This window comes from Stenotrophomonas sp. B2 (assembly GCF_014947095.1).
Classification (GTDB): Bacteria; Pseudomonadota; Gammaproteobacteria; order Xanthomonadales; family Xanthomonadaceae; genus Stenotrophomonas; species Stenotrophomonas maltophilia_P.
Window position 1 is genome coordinate 60,140 of record NZ_JADCQA010000006.1, and the last position, 13,271, is coordinate 73,410.

Annotated in this window: 2 protein-coding genes; both read left to right on the forward strand. The window is 69.5% G+C overall.

Translation table 11 applies throughout. The features are described 5' to 3' along the window. Positions 1-480: 480 nt before the first annotated feature. Positions 481-4,365 carry a phosphoribosylformylglycinamidine synthase gene (gene purL / locus IMX13_RS08500; protein ID WP_193396191.1) on the forward strand — a complete coding sequence of 1,295 codons (3,885 nt, stop codon included), beginning with the start codon at positions 481-483 and terminating at the stop codon, positions 4,363-4,365. A gap of 441 nt (positions 4,366-4,806) precedes the next feature. Continuing rightward, the gene (locus tag IMX13_RS08505; RefSeq protein ID WP_193396192.1) at positions 4,807-13,263 is read left to right on the forward strand and encodes an ESPR-type extended signal peptide-containing protein; all 8,457 of its coding nucleotides are present in this window, start codon (positions 4,807-4,809) and stop codon (positions 13,261-13,263) included. The last annotated feature ends 8 nt before the right edge of the window (positions 13,264-13,271 follow it).

Below are 13,271 nucleotides of genomic sequence, written 5' to 3' on the forward strand. Positions count from 1 at the left end.
GGGTGGGTGGGCTGTGCAGGGGACGCCGTGAATACGTCCCTGTAGGCTCGGGCGCGCCATCCATGGCGCTTACGCCCCTGCGCAGCCCACCCACCCGGCCACGGACAGGTTCCTGCGGCTGCCAGCCACGAAAGACAGAACAAAATCAAAAGCAAGAGCCGGTCGCTTCGCTCTTCATTCGGCCGGCACTGCCGCGGAGCATCCGCGCATGGCGTGGACCGAATACAGATCGCGGAAATCCGTCGAAGGCGGGGTGGGTCCGGTGGCGGGGGTGTCCGCGGCATGGATGCCGCGGCCAAGCCCCCAGGGATGGGTTCACGGCGTCCCCCGCCACCGGACCCACCCCGCCAACCTGCAGGAAACCGGCTTTTGACGTTGCTGTTGCTTCGGCCGTTGCTTCGGCGGGCGCAGCCCGGCCCAAGCCCATCCCCCGCTTCCGGTACAATATCGGGCCCGTTTCCCAACTACGGTTCCCCGGACATGATGGTCCTCGAGGGCGCGCCCGCCCTGTCGCCGTTCCGCCGCGAACGTCTTGAATCCCGCCTGCAGTCCATCGCTCCCTCCCTGCGCATCAGTGGTGCCTGGCACGTCTACTTCGTGCAGCCGGAAGGCTCGGCCGTGCCCGATCAGGCCACCCTGTGCCGCATCCTGGAAGCACAGCCGCACGCCGGGAAGGTCGCCGAAGGGGCCGTCAGCCGCATCGTGGTGCCGCGTCTGGGAACGTTGTCGCCGTGGTCGAGCAAGGCCACCGAACTGGTCCGCGGGGCCGGTCAGCCGGTCAGCCGGGTCGAGCGCGGCCTGCGTATCGACGTGCTGGGCTGGCCGGACGATGCCGCCACCCAGCAGTCGCTGGTGAAGGTGCTGCACGACCCGATGACGCAGTCGGTGCTGGACCACGTCGAGCAGGGCCAGGCCCTGTTCTCGGCGCCGGCCCGCGGTGAACTGGAGCGCGTTCCGGTGGCGCAGCTGGAAGCCGCCAACCAGCGCCTTGGCCTGGCCATGGCCCAGGACGAGATCGACTACCTGCGCGAGCGCTTCACCGCACTGGGGCGCTCCCCGTCTGACGTGGAACTGATGATGTTCGCGCAGGCCAATTCCGAACACTGCCGGCACAAGATCTTCAACGCCAGCTGGACCATCGACGGGCAGGCGCAGGAACGCTCGCTGTTCCGCATGATCAAGAACACCCACCAGCAGACGCCGCAGCACACCCTGAGCGCGTACAGCGACAACGCTGCGGTGATCGAAGGCCATCCGGCGTCGCGTTACCGTCCGGATCCGGCCAGTGGCGAGTACCGCCGCGAGCCGCAGGTGCCCAGCGCCTTCCAGATCAAGGTTGAAACCCACAATCACCCGACCGCGATCGCGCCGTTCCCGGGGGCTTCCACCGGTGCCGGTGGCGAAATCCGCGACGAAGGCGCAACCGGCCGCGGCGGCAAGCCGAAGGCCGGCCTGACCGGCTTCTCGGTCTCGCACCTGCGCATCCCCGAGCTGCCGCAGCCGTGGGAAGCGCCGCGCGCGCTGAATCCGCGGATGGCGCCGGCGCTGGAGATCATGACCGACGGCCCGCTCGGCGGCGCTGCGTTCAACAATGAGTTCGGCCGCCCGAACCTGCTCGGTTACTTCCGCAGCTTCGAGCTGCCTGAAGGCGCTGACCTGGTCCGTGCGTACGACAAGCCGATCATGCTGGCCGGCGGCCTCGGTGCGATCGACCGTATCCAGGTCGACAAGATCCCGCTGCAGGCCGGTGATGCGGTCATCGTGCTCGGCGGTCCGGCGATGCTGATCGGCCTGGGTGGCGGTGCGGCCAGCTCGGTGGCCTCCGGTGAAAGCGCCGAAGACCTGGATTTCGCCAGCGTGCAGCGCGACAACCCGGAGATGGAGCGCCGCTGCCAGGAGGTCATCGACCGCTGCGTGGCGATGGGTGCCGACAACCCGATCAAGTTCTTCCATGACGTCGGTGCCGGTGGTCTGTCCAACGCGATTCCCGAGCTGCTGCACGATTCGAACGTGGGCGGCATCATCGACCTGGGCAAGGTGCCCACCGACGATCCGTCGTTGTCGCCGATGCAGCTGTGGTGCAACGAATCGCAGGAGCGCTACGTGCTTGGCGTCGCGCAGGAGCGACTGGCCGAGTTTGCCGCGCTGTGCGCGCGCGAGCGTTGCCCGTTCGCCGCCGTGGGCGTGGCGACCGCCGAGGAGCATCTGGTGGTGGCGTACGGCGCGGTGCCGGGCCATGTTCCCGCCGACGCACCGATCGACCTGCCGATGGACGTGCTGTTCGGCAAGCCGCCGAAAATGCACCGCGACACTGCCCACCCGCCGGCACCGCGCTGGCCGGCGCTGAAGACCGGTGGCCTGGATCTGCAGGAAGCCGGCCTGCGCGTGCTGGCGCACCCGACCGTTGCCTCGAAGAACTTCCTGGTCACCATCGGTGACCGCAGCGTCGGCGGCCTGACCGCCCGCGAGCAGATGGTCGGCCCGTGGCAGCTGCCGGTGGCCGACGTGGCCATCACCCTGGCTGATTTCGATGGCGTGGCCGGTGAGGCGATGTCGATCGGCGAGCGCACGCCGCTGGCCCTGCTCGACGCCGCGGCGTCGGCGCGCATGGCCGTGGGCGAAGCGCTGACCAACCTGTGCGCGGCCCCGGTGGATGCGCTGGATGGCATCAAGCTGTCGGCGAACTGGATGGCTGCTGCCGGCCATCCGGGCGAAGACGCGCTGCTGTACGACGCAGTGAAGGCCGTGGGCATGGAACTGTGCCCGCAGCTGGACATCAGCATCCCGGTCGGCAAGGACTCGCTGTCCATGCAGGCGCAGTGGCATGACCAGGGCGAGGCACACAAGAGCGTGTCGCCGGTGTCGCTGGTGATCTCGGCGTTCGCGCCGGTTGCCGATGTGCGCCAGCAGCTGACGCCTCTGCTTGATCGCGACGTCGACAGCGAGCTGTGGCTGATCGGTCTCGGTGCCGGCAAGCAGCGCCTGGGCGGCTCGATCCTGGCGCAGGTGCACGCCGACCACGGCGAACTGCCGGCCTTCGCCGGTGCCGCGCCGGACCTGGACGACCCGCAGCGCCTGCGTGCCTTCTTCGAACTGATCCGGGATGCGCGCCAGTCCGGCCTGCTGCGTGCGTACCATGACCGCAGCGACGGCGGCGCGTTCGCCGCGCTGTGCGAAATGGCGTTCACCTCGCGCCTGGGCCTGGATATCGCCCTCGACGCGTGGGGCGATGACCCGTTCCGCAGCCTGTTCAATGAGGAACTGGGTGCGGTGGTGCAGATCGCCCGCGAAGATCGCGCCGCTTTTGCCGACCTGGTCGAGCGCCACGCCCTTACCGAATGCGCGCAGCGCATCGCCAGGCCGACCACCGCACCGGTGGTGCGCGTATCGCTGGCAGGCGAGAACCTGGCCGAGTGGCGCTGGGAGCAGCTGTTCGATGCGTGGTGGTCGGTCACCCATGCCATGCAGAAGCGTCGCGACAATCCGGCCAGCGCCGATGCCGAGCGCGATGTCGCCCGCGCGTTCAACGCACCGGGCCTGAAGCCGAAGCTGAGCTTCGACCTCAACGAGGATGTGGCGGCGCCGTTCATCAGCACCGGTGCGCGTCCGCGCGTGGCGGTACTGCGCGAACAGGGTGTCAACGGCCAGATCGAGATGGCCAATGCCTTCGAACGTGCAGGCTTCCGCGCGTTCGACGTGCACATGAGCGACCTGATCGAGGGCCGCGTGGCCCTGCAGGACTTCACCGGCCTGGTCGCCTGTGGCGGTTTCAGCTACGGCGATGTGCTGGGTGCCGGCCGTGGCTGGGCGACCTCGATCCTGGAACGCAGCGCGCTGCGCGATGCCTTTGCCGCGTTCTTCGAGCGCCAGGACAGCTTTGCCCTTGGCGTATGCAACGGTTGCCAGATGATGAGCCAGCTGAAGGACATCATCCCCGGCGCCGAACACTGGCCGCAGTTCCGCCGCAATGCCAGCGAGCAGTTCGAGGCCCGCACCGCACTGCTGGAAGTAGTGGAATCGCCGTCGATCCTGCTGCGTGGCATGGCCGGTTCCCGCCTGCAGGTGGCGGTGGCGCACGGCGAAGGCCAGGCGGTGTTCGACAACGCCGTCGATCAGGCCGCTGCGCGCGTGTCACTGCGTTACATCGATGGCAACGGTGCCATCGCCCAGCAGTATCCGCTCAATCCGAACGGCTCACCGGATGGCATCACTGGCCTGACCAGCACGGACGGCCGCGTCACCATCATGATGCCGCATCCGGAACGCACCCCGCGCGCACTCAATCTGAGCTGGGCGCCGGCCGAGTGGCAGGGTGATTCACCATGGATGCGGATGTTCCGCAATGCCCGGGTGTGGTGCGGCTGATCGCGCACCGCTTCGCGCAGGCGTCGATGCCGATGCGTATGGAAAAACCCGCCGCGTTGCCGGCGGGTTTTTCTTTGCGCGGATGAAACTCCTGTCGCCACCATGAGTTACATGCATTTCCATGCGCCAGACAATCGTCACGTGCAACTAACAAAATCGGTTTATAAACGCGTGAAAGAGTGAGCTGCTTCACGGCAATGTGATTTGCTGTGTCAAAGTCTTGACGATATGGAAAGTTGCCGTTAACACTTGAACCCCGTTTCAGAACCATTCATCCCGCAGTAACCGCTTGGCGCACGCGCTCGGTTTTCTGTCGCTGCGCGCCGTTCGGCAACACCCCGCAGTAAATCACGCGAATAAACGCCCCCAGGGGACGTTGGACCAGAAGGTCCGGCGGTGGCGTTGCTTTGCCCAAAACCAGTCCAATCAGGAGCCGTACCGATGAATCGGATTTATCGCAAGGTCTGGAACAAAGCACTGGGTCAGTTGGTCGTGGCCTCGGAACTGGCCTCGTCCGACAGTTGCGGCGGGGTCGTCGACCAACGCCGCGATGCGACACAGGCCAGGCCCTTTGTACTGGCTGCCGCACTGGCGCTGGCACTGGGATTGGGCATGACCGGCGTCGCCTCTGCACAGTCGGTGGAGATCGGCGGCAACGCCAACTGCGTGGTGCTCAACAGCTCGATCGTCGACAAGTGCCTGGTGGATGGCAGCGCCTCGGCCACCGGCACCAATGCGGTCGCCGTGGGCACCGGCAGCCGTGCAACCGGTGCCAACAGCGTGGCGCTGGGCGCCGGCTCGAAAGCAACGCGTGCCAATACCGTTGCCGTCGGTGATGCGGGCAAGGAACGGCAGGTGACCCACGTCGCCGCCGGCACCGAGGCAACCGATCCGGTGAACAAGGCGCAGCTGGATGCACAGGCGCGGGCCACGCAGGCGGCGTTGGCCGAAGCGACAGCCCAGAGCAGTCGCTACTTCAAGGCCGACGGCGCCGGTGATGACAGCGACGCGGCGAAGATCGAAGGGCAGGGCGCGATTGCGGTCGGCAGCGGCAGCCAGTCGCTGGCCAACGCCACTACGGCCGTCGGCACACAGGCCGTGGCCGCCGGTCTGGGCGCCAGTGCGTTCGGCCAGAACGCGTTGGCCATCGGTGATGCCAGCGTCGTCGTCGGCCAGAGTGCCGTTGCGCTCGGACTGGGAGATACCGCCGTAGGTGCCAGCGCTGTTGCGGCCAGCGAGAACGGCGCAGCGACCGCACTGGGCGCGTTGTCCGAGGCCAGTGCGGACGGCGCAACGGCGGTCGGTGGCGGAGCCGTGGCCATGGGCCCGGGCAGTACCGCCGTGGGTCGTGGCGCAACGGCCGCCAATGAAGCATCGATCGCGGTCGGTGCGTTCAGCACCGCCGTGGGTGAATACAGCACCGCGCTGGGTTCGAACTCGGCAGCGGTTGCCACCGGCAGTGTGGCGCTGGGCGCCGGCTCGCTGGCCGACCGGGTCGATACGGTATCGGTGGGCGCAGCCGAGTACGGTCTGACCCGGCAGATCACCAGTGTCGCGGCGGGTACCGAAGACACCGATGCGGCCAATGTCGGCCAACTCCGGGACGTCGCGGCCGTGGCCGATGCCACGGCCAAGCGTTTCCAGGCCACCGGCAGCAGCAACAGCGACGCCGGTGCGCTGGCCGCAGGCGATGACGCGCTGGCTGCCGGTGAAGCGGCCAACGCGCTCGGCGATGGCACCACCGCAGTCGGCGCCGGCGCCACCGCGGTCGCGCAGAACGCCACGGCGGTCGGCAACAACGCCCTGGCCGCCGGACAGAACAGCGCCGCGTTCGGCAACAACGCGCAGGCTGCAGGACCTGGCAGCGTCGCGGTGGGTGGCGCCGCCGTGGACGAGAACGGCAATCCGCTCATCACCAACGGCGGCGTGCCGGTGGAGACCGGTGCGACCAGTGCCGGTGTCGGCGGCACTGCGGTCGGTGCCAGCGCAGAGGCGGCTGGCTTCGCTGCGTCCGCCTATGGCGTGGGTGCCTATGCGGCCGGCGCGCAGTCCTCCGCATTCGGCGCGGTGGCCAACGCCATCGGCGACTACGCCACCGCAGTCGGCACCCAGAGCAACGCGACCGGCACCAGCAGCGTGGCCGTGGGTGGCCCGGCTGACCTGATTCCCGGCCTGGGCTTCTTCGTGCAGACCCAGGCCAGCGGCGAAGCCGCCACCGCTGTGGGTGCCGGCGCGATCGCCAGCGGTGACCGGACCGTGGCCAACGGCAGCCTGACCGAAGCCTCCGGCGCCGAAGCCACGGCCATCGGCTACTTCGCCTACGCACCCGGAGAAGGGGCCAGCGCGCTGGGCGCGCAGACCTGGGCCAGCGGCGCGCAGAGCACGGCGGTCGGCTACTACGCCACGGCGCGCGGCGCCAACAGTGTCGCCCTGGGCGCGAACTCTGAAGCCATCCGTGACAACAGCGTCGCCGTGGGCAGTGCCGGCAACGAGCGGCAGATCACCGGCGTCGCTGCCGGCAGTGAAGCCACCGATGCAGTGAACAAGGCGCAGCTGGACGCCGTGGCCAGCACCGCGGATACCACCGCCCATTACTTCCAGGCCCAGCCGGAAGCCGGCAGCGATGCCGGTGCGTTTGCCGAGGGAGAGGGTGCGGTGGCCGCCGGTTCGTCCAGCAACGCGATCGGCGCCGGTGCCGTCGCCCAGGGCGCGGGTGCTTCCGCCGTGGGCGATGACAGCGTCGCCATCGGTCGCAACAGCAGTGCCAGTGGCAACGGCGGGGTCGCCATCGGTGGACTGGGCCAGGCCTACGACCAGTACAATCAGCCGATCATCGGCGATGACGGTCAACCAGAACGTGTCGGCACCACCGCCGGCGCCGATGCCACCGCCGTCGGCAATGGTGCGCAGGCAACGGGTGCGTCGGGCAATGCGTTCGGCAGCGCGGCCAAAGCCACCGGCGACAACAGCGTGGCTGCCGGTGGCAAGTCGCGGGCGACCGGCAGCTACGCGGTCGCTGTGGGCGACAGTGCGTTCGCCAGCAGCGACGACAGCACCGCCGTCGGCGGCTACAGCTGGGCCACCGCCAGTGGCGCCAGCGCATTCGGTTCGGGCGCATGGGCCACCGCCACCAACGCATCCGCCTTCGGCAATGCAGCATGGGCCAGCGGCAGTGGCGCCACCTCCATCGGCTACAACAGCTGGGCCAACGGCACCAGCGCCACCGCCGTCGGCCGCGGTGCCTTCGGCTACGGCGACTACAGCGTAGCGTTGGGCTACCAGGCGCTGGGCAACACGGTCAACAGCATCGCCATCGGCACCAATACGGTGGCCGGCGGTGAAAGCGCGATCGCGCTGGGTGCCGGCAGCAACGCCAGCGGCAGCAACGCGGTCGCGTTGGGTGCAGGCTCGGTGGCTGATCGTGACCGCAGCGTGGCGGTTGGCGCTGCCGGCAACGAGCGCCAGGTGACCCACGTGGCCGCAGGTACGCAGGCCACCGATGCGGTGAACAAGGCACAGCTGGATGCCGTCGCGGCGGAAGCCTCCACCACCGGCAAGTACTTCCAGGCCAGCGGCAGTGCCGACAGCGATGCCGGCGCTTACGTGGAAGGGGACAACGCACTGGCTGCCGGCGAGGCATCCAACGCCATCGGCGACGGCGCCATCGCCCTGGGCAGCGGCGCCAATGCACTGGCCAGCAACGCGCAGGCGCTGGGCTTCAATGCCGTGGCCACCGCGGCCAATGCCAGCGCGATCGGTGCCAACGCACAGGCGACTGGCGAGTACGCCACCGCGCATGGCGCGGAAAGTGAAGCCAGCGGTGAACAGAGCGCGGCCTTCGGTGCTGCCTCGATCGCCAGTGGCGCCGGCAGCACCGCCAGCGGCGTGCTGTCCGAAGCCTCCGCAGAAGAGGCGACGGCGGTGGGCTACTTCAGCACTGCCAGTGGTGAAGCGGCCACGGCGGTCGGCAGCGAGAGCGTGGCCAGCGGCACGGCCTCGGCTGCGTTCGGCATCGGTGCGGAAGCCACGGGTGGCTACAGCACCGCCATCGGCGGTTTCGCCAGCGCCTCGGCGTTCAACGCCACCGCGTTCGGCAATTTTGCCAATGCCTCCGGCTCCAACAGCGTGGCGCTGGGCGGCGACTCGGAAGCCTCCGGCGACTACAGCACGGCCACCGGTCAGGGCAGCTTGGCCACCGGTACGAACAGTGTCGCTGTCGGCGGCTCGTTGTTCGGCATTCTCGCCACCGAGGCGTCCGGCAACTACTCCACGGCCGTCGGTGGTGGCGCATGGTCGCCGGGCATCAACAGCACCGCGCTCGGCAATGCGGCCGAGTCGCGCGGCGCCAACAGCGTCGCGCTGGGTGCCGATTCGATTGCAGACCGTGACAACACGGTATCGGTCGGTGGTGGTGGCAACACCCGCCAGGTGACCAACGTGGCGGCAGGTACCCAAGGCACCGATGCGGTCAACAAGAATCAGCTGGACGCCGTGGCATCGGTGGCCGAGAACACCCGCCGCTACTTCCAGGCTAGTGGCAGTGCCGACAGCGATGCCGGCGCCTATGTGGAAGGTGACAACGCGCTGGCCGCCGGCGAAGCGGCCAACGCGATCGGCAACGGTGCCACCGCACTGGGCAGTGGTGCGACGGCGGTCGCCGCCAGTGCCACCGCGGTGGGCCTGGACAGCCTGGCCAGCGGCAGCAATGCCGCAGCGGTGGGCAGCAACGCACAGGCCACCGGTGAAAACAGCGCGGCACTGGGCAGCGGTGCGGTCGCCAGCGAGATCGGCAGCACGGCGACCGGCGCGGGCGCACAGGCCACGGCGGTGTACAGCACCGCCAACGGCTCGGAAGCGCTGGCCAGCGGTGCGCAGTCGCTGGCCAGCGGCTTCCGCAGCGCGGCGTCGGCCGATGGCACCACGGCGGTCGGTGGCTACAGCGAGGCAACGGGTCGCCTCGGCACCGCGCTCGGCTATGGCACCGCCGCGACCGGCGCCAACACCACGGCCGTCGGGTTCGGTGCGGCCGCGGCCGGTACCGGAGCCGTGGCGGTGGGCCAGTCCAGCGAAGCCAGTGGCGAGGAGAGCGTCGCCATCGGTGGCAGCACTTTCTTCGGCCTGATTCCTTCCCGGGCCAGCGGTACCGGTGCGTCGGCGTTTGGCGCCGGCGCCTGGGCCACCGACGACTACGCGACCGCCATCGGCTGGAACTCCTGGGCCGACGCAGCTGATTCCACCGCACTCGGTGCCAGTGCCACCGCCAATGCTGCGAACAGCGTGGCACTGGGTGCAGGTTCCGTTGCCGACCGCGCCAACAGCGTGGCCGTCGGCAGTGCCGGCAACGAGCGCCAGGTGACCAACGTGGCGGCAGGTACCGAAGGCACCGATGCGGTCAACAAGAACCAGCTGGACGCCGTGGCGTCGGTGGCCGAGAACACGAGCCGCTACTTCCAGGCCAGTGGCAGTGCCGACAGCGATGCCGGCGCCTACGTGGAAGGTGACAACGCGCTGGCGGCCGGCGAAGCGGCCAACGCGATCGGCAACGGTGCCACCGCACTGGGCAGTGGTGCGACGGCGGTCGCCGCCAGTGCCACCGCCGTAGGCCTGGACAGCCTGGCCAGCGGCAGCAATGCCGCAGCGGTGGGCAGCAACGCACAGGCCACGGGTGAAAACAGTGCGGCGCTGGGCAGCGGTGCGGTTGCCAGCGAGATCGGCAGCACGGCGACCGGCGCGGGGGCACAGGCCACGGCGGTGTACAGCACCGCCAGCGGCTCGGAAGCGCTGGCCAGCGGTGCGCAGTCGCTGGCCAGCGGCTTCCGCAGCGCGGCGTCGGCCGATGGCACCACGGCGGTTGGTGGTTACAGCGAAGCCAGTGGTCGTCTCGGTTCTGCACTGGGTTACGGCACGATCGCCAGCGGGGCCAACAGTACTGCGACGGGCGTGTTTGCCACGGCCAGCGGCGCCAGCGCGGTGGCCATGGGTGATTCCAGTGAAGCCAGCGGCGATGAAAGCGTCGCCATCGGCGGCAGCACCTTCTTCGGTCTGATCCCGGCCCGCGCCAGCGGCTACGGCGCCGCGGCGTTCGGTGCGGGTGCATGGGCCACCGACGACTACGCCACCGCCATCGGCTGGAACTCGTGGGCCGACGCAGCTGACTCCACCGCACTGGGCGCCAATGCCACCGCCAACGGCAGCAACAGCGTCGCCCTCGGTGCTGCATCGAAGGCAGACCGCGACAACACGGTGGCGGTTGGCAGCACGGGCAGCGAACGCCAGGTCACCCATGTCGCCGCGGGTACCGAAGGCACCGATGCGGTCAACAAGAACCAGCTGGACGCCGTGGCGTCGGTGGCCGAGAACACCAGCCGCTACTTCCAGGCCAGTGGCAGTGCCGACAGCGACGCCGGCGCCTATGTGGAAGGTGACAACGCGCTGGCCGCCGGCGAAGCGGCCAACGCGATCGGCAACGGTGCCACCGCACTGGGCAGTGGCGCGACGGCGGTCGCCGCCAATGCCGCTGCCGTGGGCTTCAACGCGGTGGCGACGGGTGAGGATGGCGTGGCCATCGGCAACAGCGCCAGCAGTACCGCTGGCGGCGCGATCGCCCTCGGTGCGCAGAGCAGCAGCGCCGGGCCGGCCAGCGTCGCCCTGGGCGCGCAGTCGGAAGCGGAGGGCATCGGTGCCGTTGCGGTAGGTGGCATCGCCCAGGCCAGCGGCCTGGCCGCCACCGCCGTCGGTTACGGGGCCACGGCCGACGGTCGCGAAGCGACTGCGGTCGGCAACTTCGCCTATGCCAATGGCTGGCAGTCCACAGCCTACGGTGCGGGTGCCACGTCCAGCTTCTTCGGCACGGCCCTGGGCAGTGGCGCGCAGGCGGCCGACGTCGCCACGGCGGTCGGCCAGGGCACCACCGCGCAGATCGCCGGTGCGGGTTTCGGCGTACAGGCACGCGCCGGCGAGTACGGTACCGCGCTCGGCAACAACGCGGCCACCGGCCTCAATGGCGTGGCGGTGGGCTTCAACGCACTGGCCGGGCAGGATGCCAACAGCGTCGGCAGCGGTCAGCACACCACCGCCATCGGCAGCGAGGCGTGGGCGACCGAGGACGGGGCCACCGTGGTCGGCTACAACAGTTACGCGCAGGCAACCAATGCCACGGTGCTGGGCAGCAATACCTGGACGACCAAGGCCGCCGACAACAGCGTCGCGCTGGGTGCCGGATCGCTGGCGGATCGTGCCAACGCGGTATCGGTCGGCGCGGCGCAGGACTGGGTTGATGCAGCGGGCGTTACCCACAGCGCGATCAACCGTCAGGTCACCAATGTCGCGGCCGGTACCCAGGCGACCGATGCGGTGAACAAGGGCCAGCTGGATGTGGTGGCGGCCACCGCCGATGCCACCGGCCGCCACTTCCGTGCGACCGGTACCGGGACCGCCAGCGCCACGGGCAGCAACGCGGTCGCCGTCGGTTCCGGTGCCAGTGCCAGCGGCAACCGCAGCAATGCGCTGGGCAGCAGTGCCAGCGCCATCGGCAATGCGGCGCTGGCCGTCGGCGCCAACGCCGGCGCGACCGGTGCGAACTCGGTGGCGCTGGGCAGTGGCGCGCGCGCGCTGGACGCCAATGTGGTGTCCGTCGGCGGTGGCAACGGTACCGATGGTCCGGCGACGCGCCGCATCGTCAACGTCGCCGACGGTCGCATCGCCGCAGGCAGCAGCGACGCGGTCACCGGTTCGCAGCTCAACGTCACCAACCAGCGCGTCGGTGCGGTGGAAACCCGGGTCGGCGATTTCGATTCGCGTATCGCGACCGTGGAAACGTCCACTGCCAATGCGGTCGGTTATGACGACGCCAGCCGCGACCGGCTGACCCTGGCCGGCATCGAGGGCACCACGATCGACAATGTCGGCGCCGGCAGCATCGCCGCAGGCAGTCGCCAGGCGATCAATGGCGGCCAGCTGTTCCAGTCGCTCAGCGATGCCGCCAGCTTCCTCGGCGGTGGCGCCAGTGTCGGCATGCAGGGTGTGTTCGTCGCGCCGAACTACGTGATCCAGGGCGCCAGCTACAGCAATGTCGGCGATGCGCTCGGCGCACTGGACCGCAAGGTCAGCGAGATCGACCAGCGCACCGGGGGGGCGAACCGCTCCCGCACCGCCAGCCTGCGTTCGACCAGCACGCCGCTGGAAGGGGGTGCCGGCAGCCTGGCCGCGGAGACGGCCAGCGCCGATGCCGTCCCCACCGTGGCCACTGCCAGCAGCGCCCGGGTACAGGGCGCGCCGACCGCCGCCGCAGCGGGCTCGGGCATCCCGGTCGCCACACCGGCAGCGGGTTTCAACGCGGTCACCGTGGGAGAGGGCGCCGTTGCCAGCGGCGCGTCGTCCACGGCCATCGGCCAGGGGGCCAGTGCGACGGCCGCCAACGCCGTGGCGCTGGGCCAGGGCTCGGTTGCCGATCGTGCCAACACCGTCTCTGTCGGCAGCGAAGGCAACGAGCGCCAGGTCACCAATGTCGCGGCCGGCAGCGCTGCCACCGACGCGGTCAACAAGGGTCAGCTGGACCGTGGTGTCGCCACGGCCAACAGCTACACCGATGGCCAGGTGAAGGCCGTGACCGACAGCTTCGATGTGTTCAAGGGCGAAGTCGATGGCCGCCTGCGTCATATGGACCGTCGCATCGATCGTCAGGGCGCGATGAGCGCGGCGATGCTCAACATGGCCACCAGCGCCGCCGGCATCCGTACCCAGAACCGGGTCGGCGTCGGTGTCGGCTTCCAGGGCGGCGAGTCGGCGTTGTCGCTGGGTTACCAGCGTGCAATCAGCGACCGCGCCACGGTCACCTTCGGCGGAGCCTTCAGCAGCGACGACAGCTCGGTCGGCGTTGGTGCCGGCTTCGGCTGGTAAGCCACTCC

Excerpts from the sequence above, each read along its gene's own strand:
- IMX13_RS08505 (WP_193396192.1), top strand. The coding sequence starts at position 4,807 with ATGAATCGGATTTATCGCAAGGTCTGGAACAAAGCACTGGGTCAGTTG.
- purL (WP_193396191.1), top strand. The coding sequence starts at position 481 with ATGATGGTCCTCGAGGGCGCGCCCGCCCTGTCGCCGTTCCGCCGCGAA.